We start from the raw sequence: 17606 nt of genomic DNA, 5'->3' as shown, positions 1-17606 counted from the left end.
CGTCAGAACCGTCCGACCGCGACGATGACCGCCATCGCCAGCAGTACTAGGTTAATCGCGAAATTCTCCTTGCGTCGAAGGTGAACGACACCCGCCACGATCATCGTGATGGCCGGCCCCGCCGCGCCGATCGCGCGCATCTGGCCCTGCGTGAAGTCCTCGAGGTACGGCAGGCGGGGCTGGAGGGCGGACTTGGGCATGGTGAGCTTGCCGGCGAGACGCTCGGCAGCGCGCCTGGTGCGGCTATCGGTGGAGGGCTTGGCGCAGGCGGTGGCGGGCGCCGAGGAGGTGGGCCGACAGGGCGGTCACGGCGGCGTCCTCGTCGCCGGAGCGGGCCAGGGTCAGCAGGTCGGCATGGGCTGCGGCGGCGGGCAGGAGTTCGCGGTCGCGGGCGTTGGTGACGTCCAGGATCACCGCGAACGTGGGCCGGTACTGCTCCCACACCGCGCCGAGCCGCCGATGGCCGGACAGCCGGTAGAAGGCGGAGTGGAATTCCAGGTCCGCCTGGGAGAACGCGTCCACGTCACGCCGCTCGGCGGCGCGCCGCATGCTCGCCAGCGCCTCGGCGGCCTCCGCCCAGTCCCCGTCGGACGCTCTGCGCATGGCCAGCCGTACAGCCAGCGACTCCATCGACTCGCGCAACGAGTAGAGCTCGTCCACGTCGGCGTCGGTCAACCCCGTGACATAGACTCCGCGGCGCCGCGACTCCAGCAACCCCTCGGCCTCAAGCACCCGCAGCGCGTCGCGGATCGGCCCCCGGCTGACGCCGAACCGCTCCGCGAGCGCCTCCTCGACCAGATGCGTGCCGCTCGCGAGCTCACCGCCGATGATCAGCAGCCGCAGCGAGTGCGCCACCCTCTCACCGAGCGAAACGCGGGCGATCGGGATCACAAGCGGCCCCTCCGAATCCGAAACTCCGTCAACAGTCAACGATACGATCCCCACCTCACCCAACCATCCCACCCCCCGACCTCCGGCACCCCCGCGGGGGTTTGCGGGGCGGCTCGCGTTGGGGGACGGGAGCTGGTTTGCTTGGGCCGTCACATCGCCGAACCGAGCGGGGGCTCGCCATGCGCACCGTCGAACCCGAGGTCTTCATCGTCGCCCGTCCCGAGCTGGACTACGACGAGCTGGCCCGATACCTGGGCGAGGTCGGCGGTGAGAGCTGGCTCGAGCGACTCGACAGGGGCGAGCTCGACGCGCAGAACCTGGCCGAGTTCGCGGGCCGCCTGTGCTACCGCTCCTTCGAGCCCGGCCTCAACCCCAACGTGGTCAAGATCCGCACCGACCAGGACGACTACCTGCGCAACATCCTGGCCAGCGCGCACGGCTCGGTGCTCGAGCACGTCTCCTTCAGCTTCGTGCTGCACAACGTGAGCCGGGTGCTCACCCACGAGCTGGTACGGCACCGCCCGGGCGTGGCCATCTCCCAGGAGTCGCTGCGTTTCGTCCGGCTCACGGAGCTGCCGTTCTGGTTCCCCGAGTGGGCGCAGGAGGACCCCGAGCTGATGAAGCGGGCCACGTCGATGCTGGAGCAGCTGGAGCAGTTCCAGATGTGGATGGCCGACCACTTCGGGCTCGATGAGGAAGGCGTGCCGTTCGCGGAGAAGAAGCACCGCACGTCCTTCATGCGGCGCTTCGCTCCCGAGGGGCTGGCGACGGGGCTGGTGTGGACGGCCAACGTCCGCACGCTGCGCCACACGATCGAGGCCCGGACGGCCGCCGGGGCGGAGGAGGAGATCCGCCTGCTGTTCCAGCGCATCGGCGAACTCATGCGCAAGGAGGCCCCCGCCCTCTTCGGCGACTACGTGGTCGAGGACGGCGCCTGGATCCCCGGCTGGCGCAAGGTCTGACCCCCTTCCTCGCCTGGGCGAGTGGCTTTTCGTCCGCCGCTCGCCCAGCGCTTCGTGGTGTCAGGCGAGGGCGGGCAGGACGTAGACCTCGGCGGCCGGGGGGAGGGCGCAGTCGAGGCTGCCGAGGCCGCGGGCGTTCTCGCCGCAGATGATCATGTTGATGTGGCGCCTGATGCGGCCGTAGTCGTCGCGCAGGCGTTCCTCGAGGCGGGGATGGGTACGCCGGAGCGTGTCCAGGGCCGAGCCGAGGGTGGGCGGCGTCTCGTGGTCGGCTCCGACGGCGAAGACCTTGACCTCCGTCTCGCCGCTGACCCAGTGCCGGAGCGAGCTGGGCAGGACGAACACGACCAGCGTCACGGGTTTGGCCATGGAACTACAGCACCGTCGCGCGCACGGTCAGGACGTCGGGCAGGTGCCCTGCCACCCGCGTCCAGGTCTCGCCGTCGTCGCGTGAGCAGTACACCTCGCCGTCGCGCGTGCCGAAGAAGATCCCGGCGGGTGAGGCGGTCATCGCGTCCCGCAGCACGCTGGCGTGCACCGGCTCGCAGGGCAGTCCTTCGGAGAGCGGCTCCCAGGTCGAGCCGGCGTCCTGGCTGCGGAAGACCCGGTAGTGGTGGTCGACGGGGGTGCGGTCGATGTCGGCCTGCAGCGGCAGCACGTACACCGTGTCGGGCCGCGTGGGGTGGACCACGATCGGGAAGCCGAAGTCCGACGGCAGCGACGAGCCGATGTCGCGCCAGGAACCGCCGAAGTCGTCGCTGCGGTAGACGCCGAAGTGGTGCTGCAGGTACAGCCGCTCGGGACGGGCCGGGTCGATGCCGACCTTGTGCACGCACTGGCCGAACTCGGGGTACTGCTGACCCTCGGGTAGGAACGGCGCCCTGATGTTGTGGTTGGACGCCTCCCAGCTGCCGCCGCCGTCGGTGCTGCGGTAGAAGCCGGCGGCGGAGACCGCCACGGCCATGATCGCGGGGTCGCTCGGGTGGTTGATGATCGTGTGCAGGCACAGCCCGCCGCCGCCGGGTTGCCACTTATCCCGGTGCGGGTGGTCCCACAGCCCCTGGACCAGCTGGTAGGTGACGCCCCTGTCCTCGGAGCGGAACAGCGCGCCCGGCTCGACCCCGGCCCAGACCACCCCGGGCTCGGACGGCGAGGGCAGCAGCTGCCAGACCTTGGCCAGCGTCGCGCCCGTGCTCTCGGGGAAGGCGATGGGCGGCTTGGAGGCCTCCTGCCAGGTCTTGCCGAGGTCGTCGGAGTACATTACTGATGGCCCGAAGTGTCCGTATTCGATCCCGGCCAGCAGCCGGGGCGTCGTCTCGCGGGTGTCGATGGCCACGGAGGGCACCGCGACCGTGGAGAACTGGATCGGTTCGACCTCGAACGGGCCGCCGTCCGTCGAACGGGCCAGGAACAGGCCCTTGCGGGTGCCGATCGCGAGCAGCGCTTCGCTCATTTCACGCTCCCATCGCTCCCATGTTCGCCTCTTGGCCATCGTGTCACGCCATTGCGGACACCGCCGGGGTCTGTGCGAATTGCGCCGAAGGTCGTTCTGGTCGCGCTTTACCTGGGGGGTAATCGCCACGCTTCCCTGCGATCGATAGCGTTTCGGACATGGGAGCGCTAGCTATACAGGAAGAGACATTTGGTGACTTGCTGCGATCGTGGCGTCAGCGGCGGAGGGTCAGCCAGCTGGACCTCGCGATCGAGGCGGAGGTGTCGGCCCGCCACATCAGTTTCCTGGAGACCGGGCGCGCCCGGCCGAGCCGCGAGATGGTGATGAAACTGTCCGAGGAACTGGACGTGCCGCTGCGGCACCGCAACAGGCTGCTGGTGGCGGCCGGGTTCGCCCCGGTCTTCCGCGAGCGCGAGGTGCGCGCGCCGGAGATGGAGGTGGTACGGCAGGCCCTGGACAAGATCCTGGCCGGACACGAGCCGTACCCGGCGCTGGTCGTGGACGCGGGGTGGAACCTGGTGGCGGCAAACAGCGCGGTCGCCATGTTCATGGACGGCGTGCCGGAGGAGCTGCTGCAGGAGCCGGTCAACGTGATGCGGCTGTCGCTGCATCCGCAGGCGCTGGGCGGCAAGCTGCTCAATCTTGCGGAGGTGCGCGCCTACCTGCTGGCCCAGCTGCGCCGCCAGGCCGACGCGTCGGGCGACGGGCAGCTGGCCGAACTGCACGACGAGCTGGCGGGCTACACCTACCCGGGCGTCCAGCTCAACGTGGCGCACGTGCCGGGCCCGGGGGACATCCTGCTGCCGCTGCGGATCAGGAACGGCGACCAGGTGCTGTCGATGTTCACCACGATCGCCACGTTCGGCACCCCGCTCGACGTCACGGTCTCCGAACTGGCCATCGAGACGTTCTGGCCGGCCGACGAGCAAACCGCCGCCGCCTTCCGCTGAAACGTGCCTTCCGGAAGGGTCAGTGGACGATGTCGCGGTGGATGCGGGTCAGCGGTACGCCGCCCAGTTGCAGGCGGCGCACGGTCTCGTTGACCATGGCGGGCGGCCCGCAGACGAACACCTCGTGCTCGGCCCAGGAATGGAAGCGCTCGACCACGTCGGGAAGGTGGCCGCGCATCCCGTCGTAGCAGGGGTCGCCGGAGACCACGGGTAGCACCCGCAGCCACGGGAAAGACGACTCCATCCTGATCAGGTCGGGCAGGTCGTACAGCTCGGCCGCGCTGCGGGCACCGACCAGCAGGTGGATGTTGGGCCGCCGCCCGGAGGCGATCACGTGCTCGATGATCGCCTTCAGCGGCGCCAGCCCGGTGCCGCCCGCCACGCACAGAATGTCCCGCGCGCTGCGCTCGGGCGCCGACATCGTGCCGACGGGCGGGCCGAGCATGACCGTGTCGCCGATGCGGGTGTCCCTGATCAGCGTGGTGGACACCCACCCGCCCTGGATTGAGCGCACGTGCAGCCGGATCGTGTTGTCCGTCCGCGGCGCGTTGGCGATCGAGAAGGTCCGCCACACCCGCGGCCACCTGGCGGTCTGCACGTTGACGTACTGCCCGGCCGTGTACGGCAGGCGTTGCGTGGGCCGCAGCGTGAGCACCGCGATGTCCCTGGCTCTGCGCTCGTGGTCGACGACCTCAGCCAGCCACCAGGCGGGCGAGACGCCCGCGTCCGCCTCCGCGCTCTCGACCATCAGGTCGGCCGCCACGGTGTAGGCGGCCACCCACGCGGCCTCGATCTCGTCGGTCCAGATGTCGCGGGCGAAGTGCCGGATCGTGGCCAGCAGCGCGGAGCCGACCGCCGTGTAGTGCTCGGTGATCACACCGTACTTACGGTGGTCGCGGCCCAGCTGGGCCAGGAATCCGGCCAGGCTGTCCGGGCTGTCCAGGCTCCAGACGATGCGGGTCAGCGCGCTGAAGAGCCGGTCGCGTTGCACGTCCATGGCCGGCGGGAACATTCCCCGCAGGTGCGGATTCTCGGCGAACAGGCGGCCGTAGAAGTACGCGGCCGCCTTGTCCGCCACCGGCTCGACGACAGAGAAACTCTCCTTGACCAGGCGCGGGTTCAGCGACATATACCAGTCCCCACCTATTGACCGGAATCGAATTCCGATCGTGTCGTTCCACCTCCCTGACGGTTCCGGGTTAAGAACGTTCGGCGGGCCCCGGCTCATCCGATCGCTCCGAAATTGAGTGTTACACCGCCCCTCGGACGTCACAACCGTTTCACCCCAATACGGTGCGAACCACAACTATCCGTGACGGTAACGTTATTTTCTGCATTCAATGGTGCGCTGTTTTCGGGGGCGAAAGTGAAAGTAAATCGCATTCGACAGAAGAATGGCTGTTGTCACACTCGTCGGCCGTGATCCGTCACACAGGTGACGACTGAAACGGAGCACAGTGTGAAACTCACCGTCTTCGCGGCCACGGGCAGGGTGGGCCGCCACATCCTCGAGCAGGCGCTGGCGGCCGGCCACGACGTCACGGCCGTGGTGCGCGACCCGGGCAGGCTGCCAGCCACGCGGGCCCGCGTCGTGGTCGCCGATCTCGCGGACGCCACCTCCGCCTCGTTGCTGCCCGCCGTACAGGGAGCCGACGCGGTCCTGTCGGCGCTCGGTCCGCCGCGCAACTCCGAGGCGGGCACCACCTGGGTGGGCACCAGGGCCATCGTGCAGGCCATGCGCACGGCCGGGGTACGCCGGCTGGTCGCGGTCAGCGCGGCGCCCGTCGCCACCATGCCGGGACCGGGGCTCCCCGCCGCCGCGCCCGACCCGGGCGACGGCGTGATCCTCGGCCGGGTGATGTATCCGCTGCTGAAGCTGTTCCTCCGCAGGACCTACACCGACCTGGCCCGGATGGAGAACGTGCTGCGCGGCAGCGGCCTCGACTGGACCTCGGTACGCCCCGTCCAGCTCACCGACAAGCCCATGACCGGGTCCTACCGGACCGAGGTCGGGCGGAACGTCCCGCGCGGGCGCTACATCTCGCGGGCGGACGTGGCGCACTGCATGCTGCGGGCCCTGGAGCGGCCCGAGACGATCCGCCAGGCGGTCGGGATCGCGGACTGAGCCTGGTGAGGTCCTGAACCCGCCAGCGACCGCAGGGTGCCTGCTGCTGGAGTGGGGCGCATGCTCACCACCACGCGCTGGCCCGCGGTCGTGTCCGTCATGCTGGGGATCTTCTCGATCGTCACCACCGAGATCCTGCCCATCGGGCTGCTGACCCCGATCGGGGCGAGCTTCGGCATCTCCGACGGCACCGCGGGGCTGATGATGACCATGCCGGGGGTGCTCGCCGCGGTCGCCGCACCGGCCGTCGCCGCCGCGGCCGGCCGTACCGACCGGCGGGTGGTGCTGTGCGGGCTGATGGCCGTGCTGGCGCTGGCCGACCTGCTGGCGGCGGTTGCGCCCGGGTACTGGCTCGTCATCGTCTCGCGGGTGCTGGTCGGACTCGTGATCGGCGGGTTCTGGGCGCTCGGCTCGGGGCTCGGCGGCAGGCTCGCGACGCCCTCGCAGGCCGGTACGGCCACCGCGGTGATCTTCTCGGCGGTGCCGCTCGGATCCGTGCTCGGGGTGCCCGTGGGGACGCTCCTCGGGCAGCTGGCCGGGTGGCGCGCGGTCTTCGCGGTCATGGGCGTGCTGACGGTGGGCGTCGTCGTGGCGCTCGCCGTGTGGCTGCCGCCGCTGCCCGCCCTCACGGCCCCTCGCGCGGCCGGCCTGCTCGGGCGTCAGGGGACGCTGCGGGCGCTGGTCGCGACCTTCCTCATCGTGCTCGCGCACTTCGCGGCCTACACCTACGTCCGGCCGCTGCTGCAGACGGTCACCGACGCGGGGCCGGGGCTGGTCACCGGGCTGCTGCTGGTGTACGGCGCGGCGGGCGTCGCAGGGAACTTCGCGGCGGGCTCGTGGGCCGGGCGCCGGCCGCGGGGCGTCTTCGCGGCGGCCGCCTGCCTGGTCGCCGCGGCCACCTTGGCGCTGCCCCTGCTCGGCGGGTCACCCCTCGGGGCGGGAGTGCTGCTGGTGGTGTGGGGGCTCGGGTACGGGGCGGTGCCCGTGTGCTCGCAGACCTTCTTCGCGCTGGCGGCTCCGGACGCGCCCGAGGCGGCGACGGTCCTGTTCACCTCATCCTTCCAGGCGACCCTCTCGGCCGGGGCGCTCCTGGGCGGCATCGTGGTGGACGCCACGTCCCCCTCGACGGTGATGCTCCTCGGCGGCGCCCTGGCCCTCCTCGCGGCCGCCTACATCGCGCGGCTGGTAGTGGGATATCAGCGTAAAAGTGGATAAAGGCGGCAAAGCCTACCTTTGTTACATATCTGACAGATCGCGTGGAGTCGATTGACTGATCGGGTCGAGTCGGAATAATCGGATCTTGGTTGGCGTGCGCAACCGCGGTATCGCCACCGAGAGTCCCCGTGAGATCGCGCGCCGCCACCGTCCGACCGCCGTCTCGCCGCCGTTCCGCAAAAGGTGATCATGGCTTCTCCCCCTCCCGCGCCGTGGCTCTGGCCTGCGACGCTGGCCCTGCCGCTGCTGGCCGCCGCCTGCTCGGTGGGTGCCGTGCTGGCCGGCGGCAGGCCCGCCCTCGTCTGGACATCCCTGGGTGCCGGCGTGTTCGCGCTGCTCACAGCAGTGGCGGTGAGCATGCTGCGGCAGGCGCAGCGGGAGCTCCAGCGCACGATGACCCAGCGTGAGAGCACCATGCAGCGCCGCGAGAAGGAGTTCCAGCACCACCTCCAGCAGCGCAACACCCAGTGGACCAACCACCTGGCCGCCCGCTCGGCCGCGCTGGAGGAGGCGATCGGGCAACTGGTGCAGGTGCGGATCCCCGCCGTGCTCGGCGGGCAGCCCGCGCCCGCGCCGTACCAGAGCAACGCCCTGGACGAGAAGGCGGCCGCCGCGCTGGAGGACGTGCTCGACACGGTGACCAGGACCGCCGAACGCGAGCGGGACCACCAGGAGTCGCTGCGGCTGGCCGTCCTGGCGCTGGCGCGGCGGGTGCAGACCTCGGCGCACCGCATCCAGGAGACGGTGTCGCTGATGGCCGACCGCCATCCGCACAATCCGGACGTGCTGGAGTCCAGCATGCAGGTCGACCACGCGGCCGCCCAGCAGGGACGCCACGCCCAGAGCCTGGCCGTGCTGTGCGGCGAGTGGCCGGGACAGCAGTGGCCCCGCCCGCTGGCCCTGGTCGACGTCGTACGCGCCGCCGCCTCCCGCATCGTCGCCTACAAGCGCATCGAGGTGTCCGGCGACCCCGACACCGCGGCCGCCTCGCAGGTCGTCGAGCCGCTCATCCACCTGGTGGCCGAGCTGCTCGCCAACGCCACCCAGTCCTCGCCGCCCTCGACCAAGGTGCTGGTCGCGGTCCGCAACGTCCAGCGCGGCGCGGTCATCGAGATCGACGACGGCGGCGTCGGCATGGACGAGCACCACCTGGAGCAGGCCCGCGAGGTCGTCTCGGGTCGCCGCCCGGTCGACGTGGGCGAGGTCGGCGAGATCCCGCAGACCGGCCTGGCCGTCATCGGCCACTACGTACGCCGCCACGGCTTCCTCGCCGACCTGCTGCCCTCGCCCTACGGCGGAGTGCGCGCGGTCGTGCTGGTGCCCTCCGAGATCGTCGAGACGCTCGAGCCGCTCACCTCGCCGCTGGCCCGCGCGCCCGAGCCACCCCGTCTCCCGCCGCCGCCCGCCGTACGGCAGGCCGAACAGCACCCGCTCGGCGTGGGGCGCGCCGACGTGGACCCGCTCGGAGTGCGGCGCGCGGACGTGGACCCCCTCGAGGTACGGCCCGCGGACGCGGACCCGCTCGGCGTGCGGCGCGCCGACGTGGACCCCCTCGAGGTGCGGCCCGCCGAAGCGGACGCGCGAGGAGCAGGGACGCCCGAGACGGACCCGGCGGCGGTCCGGCCCCACGAGAGCGAGCCGCCGGCCGTACGCGAGATCGAGGTGCACGAGACCGGCCCGATCGACGTGATCCCGCCCGACGGGGACCTGCTGGGCGGCGGGGGAGAGCTGCCGCGCAGGCGCTCCCGCCGAGGGGAACGGGCCGACGCGCCCGAGGCGGCGCCGCCTGCCGCGCAGCCCAGCCCTGAGCAGGCGGGCGCGTGGATGGCGGCCTTCTTCGACCAGGACGAGGAGCCTCCAGGTCAGCCGGAGGACTAGTGATGAAGGGGGAACGCATGCAGCAGCAGGATCAGGACTGGATGATCGACGAGGTCGTCTGGGTGCCGGGGGTCAGGCATGTGGTCGTGCTCAGCTCGGACGGCCTGCTCAAGGCCCGCTCCGCCGGCACCGACAGGGACGTCGCCGACCGGCTGTCGGCCGCCTGCTCGGGGCTGCAGTCGCTGGCCCAGAGCGTGGGGCGCGAGTTCGGCAGCGGCGGCAGGGCGGTCAGGGAGCTCATGGTCGGCTTCGAGGGCGGGTTCCTGTTCGCCCGCGCGGCGGGGACGGGCTCGCACCTGGTGGTCATCACCGACCCGGTGGTCGATCCCCGGCTCATCGCCCAGCAGATGCAGGCCCAGGTCAACAAGCTCGGCGAGAGGAACTTCAGCACTCCGGCCAGACCATGACCGACTACCAGGACAGCGCCGTCCGGCCCTACGTGCTCACCCAGGGCAGGTCGCGCCCGACCCGCAACACGATCGGGCTCGACACGCTGCTGGTCGCCGCGGATCCGGCCAGGTCGCTGCCCGTCTCGGCCAGCCGCCAGGAGCGGGCGCTGCTGCGCATGTGCGCGCGGCTGCTGTCGCTGGCCGAGGCGGCCGCCCACCTGGAGCTGCCGCTGAGCGTCGTCGGCATCCTGGCCTCCGACCTGGTCGACTCCGGTCACCTGACCGCCCGCTCGCGCATCCCCGAGGCCGGAAGGCCGAACCTGGAAACCCTGCAGGAGGTGCTGGATGGTCTCCGCAAGCTCCGCTGACCGTTACCTGCCCGAGACGGTGGAGCACGCCGTGAAGATCCTCGTCGTCGGCGACTTCGGCGTCGGCAAGACCACGATGATCGGCTCGGTCAGCGAGATCGAGCCGCTGCGCACCGAGGAGACGATGACCGAGGCCAGCGTCGGCGTCGACGATCTGGCGGGCCTGGACGGCAAGAAGACCACGACGGTGGCCATGGACTTCGGCCGCATCACGCTCGGCCGCCGCATCGCGCTCTACCTGTTCGGCACGCCGGGCCAGCGCCGCTTCTGGGACCTGTGGTCCGGCCTGTCACGCGGAGCCGTGGGCGCGCTCGTGATCGTCGACACCCGCCGCCTCGAAGGCAGCTTCGAGGTGCTCGACCAGCTCGAGCTGCGCGGCGACCTGCCGTTCGCGATCGCCGTCAACCACTTCCCCGACTCGCGCAGGCACAGCCCGCAGGCGCTGCGCGAGGCGCTCGACCTGCCTCCTGACACGCCCGTCGTGGACTGCGACGCCAGGAGCCGCACCTCCTCGGTCGAGGCACTGATCACCCTGGTCGAGCACGCGCAGAAGGTGAACGCATGATCCCGCTGTCGGCCACCACCACCTGCCAGGACCCGCACGCCGTCTTCCGCAGGCTGCGCAGGGAGTGGGGCGAGGTCGCCTGGGTGGAGCTGGAGCCGGGCGTGGGCGCCTGGCTCGTCATGGGCTACCACGAGCTGCTGACCATCGCCAGGCAGGAGAAGCTCTACTCCCGCGACGCCCGCAACTGGCGGCTCTTCCAGGAGGGCGTCGTCCCGCCCGACTCCGGGCTCGGGCCGATGATGTTCTGGCGGCCCAACGTGATCGGCGCCGACGGGGCCGAGCACCGGCGGCTGCGCCGCCCCCTGGACGACGGGGTCGGCGCCATCGACCAGCGCCGCATGCGCAAGTCCGTGGAGTCCATGTGCGGTCAGCTGATCGCCCGCTTCGCCGAGCGCGGCAGCGCTGACCTGGTGGCCGAGTACGCCGCGGTCATCCCGATGCTGGCCATCGCCGACCTGTTCGGGCTGGACGTCGAACAGGGCCACGAGCTGCTCGCCGCGCTGCGCGCCCTGTTCGGCAGCGCCGAGGACTCCCAGGAGGGCAACCGCAGGTTCGAGGAGATCCTCGGCGGCGTCATGCACGCCAGGAAGAGCCTGCCCGCCGACGACCTGACCACCCGCTTCCTGGCCCACCCCGACCTCAACGGCGACGCTGAGGTGCTCCAGTCGATGGTCGTGATGATCTCCGCCGCGCAGGAGACGACGACCACCTGGATCTCCCAGACGCTGCGCCTCATGCTCACCGACCCGCGCTTCGCCGGTCGGCTGCGCGGCGGGCGGCTCGGCGTGGACGACGCCCTGGACGAGGTGCTGTGGCGCGACCCGCCGATGACGAACATGCCCGCCCGCTACGCGCTGCGCGACACCGAGCTCGGCGGCCAGCGCATCCGCCGCGGCGACGCCCTCATCCTCGGCCTGTCGGCGGCCAACGCCGACCCCCGCGTGCACACCGGCGACCAGACGATCGAGCTGGGCAACCGCGCCCACCTGGCCTGGAGCGCCGGGCCGCACGTCTGCCCCGCCCCCGTGCCCGCCCGCCTCATCACCCGCACCGCGGTGGAGACGGCCCTGCACCTGCTGCCCGACGTCCGCCTCGCGGTGGTCGCCGGGGAGCTGACCCCGCATCCCTCACCGTGGACCCGCTGCCCCGCGTCACTGCCGGTCCACTTCAGCGCCACCCCAGGAGGCCGCTCATGATCCCGGTCGTCACCCTGGACCCCACCGGGTCCGACCATCACGGCGAGGCCGCCGAACTCCGCGAACTCGGCCCGGTCGTGCGCGTCGTTCTCCCCGGCGACGTGCACGCCTGGGCCGTCACCCACCACGACCTGCTGGCCGAGCTGCTCGCCGACCGGCGCGTCAGCAAGGACTGGCGCAACTGGAACGCCATCAAGAGCGGCGAGATCCCCGACGACTGGCCGCTGGTCGGCATGGTCAAGGTCACCAACATGGTCACCGCCGACGGCCGCGAGCACCACCGGCTGCGCAAGTTCGTCACCCAGACGCTCACCCCGCGCCGCGTCCAGGGGCTGCGCCCGCGCATCGAGGAGATCGTCGCGGGCCTGCTCGACGAGCTGCCGGGCCACGCCGCCGCCGACGGCGCCGTGGACCTGCGGCAGCACTTCGCCTACCCGGTGCCGATGCGGGTCATCTGCGAGCTGGTCGGCGTGCCCGAGGACGAGCGGGACGAGCTGCGCCACCTGGTCGACAGCATCTTCCGCTCGACCACCAGCGCCGAGGAGGTGCTGGCCACCCAGCGCGACATCTACCTGCTGCTCGGCCGCCTGGTCGCGCTGCGCCACGCGCACCCGGGCGACGACCTGACCAGCGCCCTCATCGCCGCCCAGCAGGACGACCCCGACCGGCTCACCGACGAGGAACTGGCCGGCACGCTCTGGCTGATGCTGGCCGCCGGCCACGAGACCACGCTCAGCCTGATCGTCAACGCCGTCCGCGCGCTGCTCACCCACCCCGACCAGCTCGCCCTGGCGGTCGCGGGGCGCTCATGGGACGCGGTGGTGGAGGAGACGCTGCGCTGGGACGCGCCGATCGGCAACTTCATGGCCCGCTACCCGCTGGAGGACATCACGGTCGCGGGGGTGACGATCCCGGCGGGCGAGGCCATCCTCGCGCCCTACAGCGCGGCCGGGCGCGACGGCGGCCGGTACGGGGAGACGGCCGACCGCTTCGACATCACCCGGTCGCAGGAACGGCACCTGGCCTTCGGCGGCGGGCCTCACGTGTGCCTGGGAGCGTCCCTGGCCAGGCAGGAGGCCACGATCGCGCTGTCGGGGCTCTTCACCAGATATCCGGACTTGTCGCTCGCAGCGCCCGTGTCCAGCCTCGCCCCTGTGCCGTCGCTTTTCTCCAACAGCGCCGCCGTGCTGCCGGTCCGGCTGTCCTGAGGGTTTCGGGTACGGCAAGCCCGTGTGGCCCGCCGTACCGCACAAGAACCGTTTCGACGGGGGAGGAAGTGAAAGAACGGGATCTCCGGGAGAGGTGACATAACCGAAATGGTGTGCGCCATGATGGGCTGAGTGGCTGAAGCCCATCGCGTGCCCTGGAGATCCAAATGTCTCGACCCCTGATCGGAATCACCGCCTACTTCGAAGCCGCCCGCTGGGGCTCGTGGGTCAGGGAGGCGGTGCTGTCACCCCCGGCCTACGCCAAGGCGATCGAGCGGGCGGGCGGCGCGCCGATCGTGCTGCCACCGCTCAACCTGCACGCGATCGACGACTACGTGCGCGGCCTGCGGGGCGTCGTGCTGGCCGGCGGCGTGCCGCTCGGCGCCGACACCTACGGCGCCGAGCGGGACGAGCGGGTCGAGGAGGCGCAGGCCCACCGCGACCGCTTCGAGCTCGCGCTGGCCAGGGCCGCCGTGCAGGCGGACGTGCCGATCCTGGGCATCGCCAGGGGCATGCACGTGCTGAACGTCGCCCAGGGCGGCACGCTGATCCCGTGGCTGCCCGAGGTCCTCGACAACGACAGGCACGGCGAGCCGCACACCCCGCACGTCATCCAGGTGAGCGTCTCCAGCAAGCTGGGCAAGGCCGTCGGCGACAAGATCGAGGTGGTGTCCCCGCACACCCAGTCGGTGCGCAGGCTCGGCAACGGCCTGCTGGCCGTGGCCTGGGCGGAGGACCAGATCGTGGAGGGCATCGAGCTGCAGGGCCACCGCTTCGGCGTGGGCGTCCAGTGGCATCCGGAGCGGGGTAAGGAAGGCGGCACGGACAGCAAGCTGTTCGATGCGCTCGTGGAGGCAGCCCGCTAGGCTGCGATCATGCCGCTGCACCCCCAGGCGCGGGAGTACGTCGCGCAGTACCCCACGGACCTAGGCGTCGACCTGGCCACGCTCGACCTGGAGAAGATCAACGAGATGCGCGGGCAGGACGCGTTCGCGCTCAAACGCGGCGCGCACACCCAGCTGCCCTTCGTCAGGGACGAGACCGCCGAGGGTGTGCCGATCCGCATCTACCGGGCCGACCGCGGCGACGACGCGCTGCCGGTAATCGTCTACTTCCACGGCGGCGGCTGGGTCTTCGGCAGCGTCAAACGCAACGACGCCGTGGCCCGCGACCTGGCCATCCGCGCCGGCGCCGTGGTGGTCTCCGTCGACTACCGGCTGGCTCCCGAACATCCCTTCCCCGCGGCGGCCGACGACGCGTGGACCGTGGTCAGGGACCTGTTCGCGCGGCCCGCCTTCTACCAGAGCAACGGCGGCGTGGCCGTCGTCGGCGACAGCGCCGGCGGCAACCTGGCCGCCGTGGCCGCCTGGCAGGCCCGCGACGCCGGACTGACCCTGGCCCACCAGACGCTGATCTACCCGGTGATGGACGTGGCCATGACCACCCCGTCCTACCGGGAGTTCGCCGACGGCTACGGCCTGGCCGCCGCGGAGATGGCCTGGTTCATCGATCAGTACGCGGACAAGACCGACCCGGCCGACCCGCGCCTGGCGCCGCTGCGGCTGGCCGACTGCGCGGGCCTGCCCCCCGCCACGATCGTGACGGCCGAGTGCGACGTGCTGCGCGACGAGGCCGAGCTGTACGGCACGCGGCTCGCCCAGGCCGGGGTCCCGGTCGAGGTGCGCAGGTTCGACGGTGCCGTGCACGGCTTCTTCGGCCTGCCCGGCATGTTCGACCAGGCCATGGAGGCCCGTGACTACGTCGCCGACAGGCTGCGGGAGGCGCTGTGAGCTACCAGAAGCTCAAGACCGACACCCCCGCCGAGGGCGTGCTGCGGATCACGATCAGCGAGCCGCGCAGGCTCAACGCCGTCGACATGACGGGCCACCGCGAACTGGCCGAGATCTGGCGCGACATCGACCGCGACGATTCGGTCAGGGCGGTCGTGGTCAGGGGAGAGGGCGAGGCGTTCTCCGCCGGCGGCGACCTGTCGATGATCGAGGAGATGATCGACGACCACGCCACCCGCCTGCGGATCTTCGCCGAGGCCCGCGACATCGTCTACAACGTGCTCAACTGCTCCAAGCCGGTCGTGTCCGCCATCCAGGGTCCCGCCGTCGGCGCCGGGCTGGCGGTGGCGCTGCTGGCCGACATCTCCGTCGCCGGGCGCACCGCCCGCATCATCGACGGCCACACCCGGCTCGGCGTGGCCGCGGGCGACCACGCGGCGATCATCTGGCCGATGCTGTGCGGGCTGGCCAAGGCCAAGTACCACCTGCTGCTGTGCGAGCCGGTCACCGGCGAGGAGGCCGAGCGGATGGGGCTGGTGAGCCTGTGCGTCGACGACGCGCAGGTGCACGAGAAAGCCCTGGAGATCGCGCGGAGGCTGGCCGACGGCTCCCAGGAGGCGATCCGGCTGACCAAGTACTCGCTCAACAACTGGCTCCGCCTGGCGGGCCCGACCTTCGACGCCTCGCTGGCCATGGAGTTCCTCGGCTTCACCGGCCCCGACGTGAAAGAGGGCGTGCGGGCGGTGCGCGAGAAGCGCCCGCCCACGTTCCGCTAGAACGAGCGCGGCAGCCCGAGCACCTGCGTGGCCAGGTAGTTGAGGAGCAGTTCCTCCGTCACCGGCGCGACCTTGCCAATACGGGCGTCGGTCAGCAGCCTGGCCACCGGAAACTCCAGCGAGTAGGCCATCCCGCCGTGCGTCTGGAACGCCGCGTCCGCCGCCTCCCAGGCCGCCTGCGAGGCCGTCAGCTTGGCGATGTTGGCCTCCGTCGCGCACGGCTCGTGCCGGTCGAAGGCCCACGCCGCCTTGTACAGCATCAGCCTGGCCAGCTCGATCTTGGCCTTGACCTGCGCCAGCGGGAACGCGATGGCCTGGTTCGCGCCGATCGGGCGGCCGAAGACCTCCCGCTGCTTGGCGTAGTCCACCGCCACCCGCAGCCCGACCTCCGCCCCGCCGAGCGCCGAGGCGGCCAGCAGGATGCGCTCGGGGTTCAGGATGTCCCACAGCACGGCCGCGCCCTGGTCCACCTCGCCGACCACGCTGGAGGCCGGCACCCGCAGGTCGTCGACGAACACCATGTTCGACGGCGTGGTGTTGGCGCCCAGCTTGGGGATCGGGCGGTAGGACAGGGTGCCCGCGGCCACCGCCTCGGGCACGTTCACCAGGAAGACGGTCAGGCCGTTCGTGCGCGGCTTGGCCTCGGCGGCCGGGATCGTCCGCGTCACCAGCAGCATCCAGGTCGCCCGCTGCACCCCGGTGATCCAGATCTTCTGGCCGTTGATGACGAAGCCGTCGCCGTCGCGGCGGGCGCTGGTGGTGATCGCCAGGGAGTTCGAGCCGGCGTCCGGCTCGGTCAGCGCGAAGCAGGTCTCGACCTCGCCCGTGGCCAGCCCCGGCAGCAGGCGCTGGCGCTGCTCCGCCGTACCGTGCCTGGCCAGGGTGAGCGCGCCGAAGCCCGGCGTGAGCACGTAGGTGAAGGCCGAGCCGCCCGCCGCGCCCGAGGCGGCCAGCGTCTCGGTGGCCACGGCCAGCTCCAGCAGCCCCTGCCCGGCGCCGCCGTACTCCTCGGGCACCGCCAGGCCCAGCCAGCCGCCCTTGGCCAGCTCCGCCCACACCTCCTCGGGCCAGCGCCTGTCGGCCTCGCACCGCTGCCAGTAGTCCAGGTCGTAGCGCGAGCAGATGTCGGCGACACCGCGCTGCACGGCAAGCGCGCTCTCGGGAAGCGTGAAATCCATCACGCTATAGAATCAAGTTCTGTTCCCGCCGACAAGATTCACGCACGGGGCCTGCGGGCGTTGAAGACGAACGCCGGGGGAACGTTGCGCCACACCGTGCGCCCGGGCACGACCTCCTCGAACCGCTCGGCCAGCAGCGCGCGGAAGCGGCGCGCCGAGCTGAGCGGGATGGCGTGGATGTAGGAGAACGTGGTGAAGACCGCCGCGGGGCCCATGCACGAGATCACCGCGCCGAGCAGCTCCCGCTGCGCCGAATCGGGGAAGGCCGCCCACGGCAGCCCGCTGACCACCACGTCCGCCTGCCCGAGCCCGCGCTCGCCAAGCAAAGAGCACAACTTCGCCGCGTCGGCGTTGACCACGTCCACCGTCGGGAAACGGGCGGCAAGCAGGTCGGCCATCGGCTTGTTCACCTCGACCGCCAGGTGGTGCCCGCGGCCGGACAGCCGGCGCTGGATCTCCGCGGTGAACGGCCCCGTGCCGGGACCCAGCTCCACCACGGTCGGCTCGCCCCGCTCGGGAACCGGCGCGCATACCGCCTCAGCCAGGCGCCGGGAGCTTGGCGCCACCGCACCGATGGTGGTGGGGGCTCGCAAAAACTGGCCGAGGAACAACGCGGTGTCATTGGACATGACACGACACTACGGTGCGTCACCCATTGCTCC

Annotated in this window: 20 protein-coding genes; 13 read left to right on the top strand and 7 right to left on the bottom strand. The window is 71.4% G+C overall.

What is annotated here, in order from left to right; all coding sequences use genetic code 11:
* Nucleotides 1-2: 2 nt before the first annotated feature.
* Nucleotides 3-200, bottom strand: coding sequence for a hypothetical protein (locus KIK09_RS00320; protein WP_214316572.1), 198 nt, complete (start codon nucleotides 198-200; stop codon nucleotides 3-5).
* 43 nt (nucleotides 201-243) lie between these two features.
* Nucleotides 244-891, bottom strand: coding sequence for a GntR family transcriptional regulator (locus tag KIK09_RS00315; protein WP_214316571.1), 648 nt, complete (start codon nucleotides 889-891; stop codon nucleotides 244-246).
* A gap of 179 nt (nucleotides 892-1070) precedes the next feature.
* Here KIK09_RS00315 and thyX point away from each other — a divergent pair, with 179 nt between their 5' ends.
* Entirely contained in the window at nucleotides 1071-1853 is a 783-nt protein-coding gene (gene thyX / locus KIK09_RS00310; protein ID WP_214316570.1) for an FAD-dependent thymidylate synthase, read from the top strand.
* A 60-nt stretch (nucleotides 1854-1913) separates the two neighbouring features.
* Here thyX and KIK09_RS00305 read toward each other — a convergent pair whose 3' ends face one another.
* Entirely contained in the window at nucleotides 1914-2222 is a 309-nt protein-coding gene (locus KIK09_RS00305) for a ubiquitin family protein (protein WP_214316569.1), read from the bottom strand.
* A gap of 4 nt (nucleotides 2223-2226) precedes the next feature.
* A complete protein-coding gene (locus tag KIK09_RS00300) occupies nucleotides 2227-3306 on the bottom strand; it encodes a WD40/YVTN/BNR-like repeat-containing protein (protein ID WP_214316568.1) in 1080 nt (359 codons plus the stop codon).
* A 197-nt stretch (nucleotides 3307-3503) separates the two neighbouring features.
* Here KIK09_RS00300 and KIK09_RS00295 point away from each other — a divergent pair, with 197 nt between their 5' ends.
* The gene (locus tag KIK09_RS00295; RefSeq protein ID WP_308163859.1) at nucleotides 3504-4256 is read left to right on the top strand and encodes a helix-turn-helix domain-containing protein; all 753 of its coding nucleotides are present in this window, start codon (nucleotides 3504-3506) and stop codon (nucleotides 4254-4256) included.
* Nucleotides 4257-4275: 19 nt separating this feature from the next.
* Here the strand turns inward: KIK09_RS00295 and KIK09_RS00290 are convergent, their stop codons facing one another.
* On the bottom strand, nucleotides 4276-5385 hold the full coding sequence (locus KIK09_RS00290; RefSeq protein WP_214316566.1) for a globin domain-containing protein: 1110 nt from the start codon (nucleotides 5383-5385) through the stop codon (nucleotides 4276-4278).
* A gap of 330 nt (nucleotides 5386-5715) precedes the next feature.
* Here KIK09_RS00290 and KIK09_RS00285 point away from each other — a divergent pair, with 330 nt between their 5' ends.
* From KIK09_RS00285 to KIK09_RS00235, 11 genes are all read left to right on the top strand, one after another.
* Entirely contained in the window at nucleotides 5716-6381 is a 666-nt protein-coding gene (locus KIK09_RS00285; protein WP_214316565.1) for an NAD(P)-dependent oxidoreductase, read from the top strand.
* Nucleotides 6382-6441: 60 nt separating this feature from the next.
* Nucleotides 6442-7596: an MFS transporter gene (locus tag KIK09_RS00280; protein ID WP_214316564.1), complete on the top strand. Its 1155-nt coding sequence runs from the start codon at nucleotides 6442-6444 to the stop codon at nucleotides 7594-7596.
* 189 nt (nucleotides 7597-7785) lie between these two features.
* Entirely contained in the window at nucleotides 7786-9474 is a 1689-nt protein-coding gene (locus KIK09_RS00275; RefSeq protein WP_214316563.1) for an ATP-binding protein, read from the top strand.
* A gap of 17 nt (nucleotides 9475-9491) precedes the next feature.
* On the top strand, nucleotides 9492-9881 hold the full coding sequence (locus tag KIK09_RS00270) for a roadblock/LC7 domain-containing protein (protein WP_214316562.1): 390 nt from the start codon (nucleotides 9492-9494) through the stop codon (nucleotides 9879-9881).
* Nucleotides 9878-10231, top strand: coding sequence for a DUF742 domain-containing protein (locus KIK09_RS00265; protein WP_214316561.1), 354 nt, complete (start codon nucleotides 9878-9880; stop codon nucleotides 10229-10231). Before KIK09_RS00270 ends, KIK09_RS00265 begins: the two co-directional genes overlap by 4 nt.
* Complete coding sequence (locus KIK09_RS00260) at nucleotides 10209-10796, top strand: GTP-binding protein (protein ID WP_214316560.1); 588 nt, start codon at nucleotides 10209-10211, stop codon at nucleotides 10794-10796. The genes KIK09_RS00265 and KIK09_RS00260 overlap by 23 nt, the downstream gene beginning before the upstream one ends.
* Nucleotides 10793-11992 (top strand): cytochrome P450, encoded by a 1200-nt coding sequence (locus tag KIK09_RS00255; RefSeq protein WP_214316559.1) that lies wholly within the window; start codon nucleotides 10793-10795, stop codon nucleotides 11990-11992. Before KIK09_RS00260 ends, KIK09_RS00255 begins: the two co-directional genes overlap by 4 nt.
* Complete coding sequence (locus KIK09_RS00250; protein WP_214316558.1) at nucleotides 11989-13200, top strand: cytochrome P450 family protein; 1212 nt, start codon at nucleotides 11989-11991, stop codon at nucleotides 13198-13200. Before KIK09_RS00255 ends, KIK09_RS00250 begins: the two co-directional genes overlap by 4 nt.
* Before the next feature lie 167 nt (nucleotides 13201-13367).
* Nucleotides 13368-14066, top strand: coding sequence for a gamma-glutamyl-gamma-aminobutyrate hydrolase family protein (locus KIK09_RS00245; RefSeq protein WP_214316557.1), 699 nt, complete (start codon nucleotides 13368-13370; stop codon nucleotides 14064-14066).
* Between the two features lie 9 nt (nucleotides 14067-14075).
* A complete protein-coding gene (locus tag KIK09_RS00240) occupies nucleotides 14076-14990 on the top strand; it encodes an alpha/beta hydrolase (protein ID WP_214316556.1) in 915 nt (304 codons plus the stop codon).
* Nucleotides 14987-15766: an enoyl-CoA hydratase/isomerase family protein gene (locus KIK09_RS00235; protein WP_214316555.1), complete on the top strand. Its 780-nt coding sequence runs from the start codon at nucleotides 14987-14989 to the stop codon at nucleotides 15764-15766. The genes KIK09_RS00240 and KIK09_RS00235 overlap by 4 nt, the downstream gene beginning before the upstream one ends.
* Here the strand turns inward: KIK09_RS00235 and KIK09_RS00230 are convergent.
* Entirely contained in the window at nucleotides 15763-16944 is a 1182-nt protein-coding gene (locus tag KIK09_RS00230; protein WP_214316554.1) for an acyl-CoA dehydrogenase family protein, read from the bottom strand. The genes KIK09_RS00235 and KIK09_RS00230 overlap by 4 nt on opposite strands.
* Nucleotides 16945-16982: 38 nt before the next feature.
* The gene (locus tag KIK09_RS00225; protein ID WP_214316553.1) at nucleotides 16983-17573 is read right to left on the bottom strand and encodes a class I SAM-dependent methyltransferase; all 591 of its coding nucleotides are present in this window, start codon (nucleotides 17571-17573) and stop codon (nucleotides 16983-16985) included.
* Nucleotides 17574-17606 lie beyond the last annotated feature (33 nt).

The organism is Nonomuraea sediminis, assembly GCF_018531495.1.
Classification (GTDB): Bacteria; Actinomycetota; Actinomycetes; order Streptosporangiales; family Streptosporangiaceae; genus Nonomuraea; species Nonomuraea sediminis.
The sequence above is the reverse complement of the archived record's forward strand: the minus strand, read 5'-3'. Positions and strand labels throughout refer to the sequence as shown.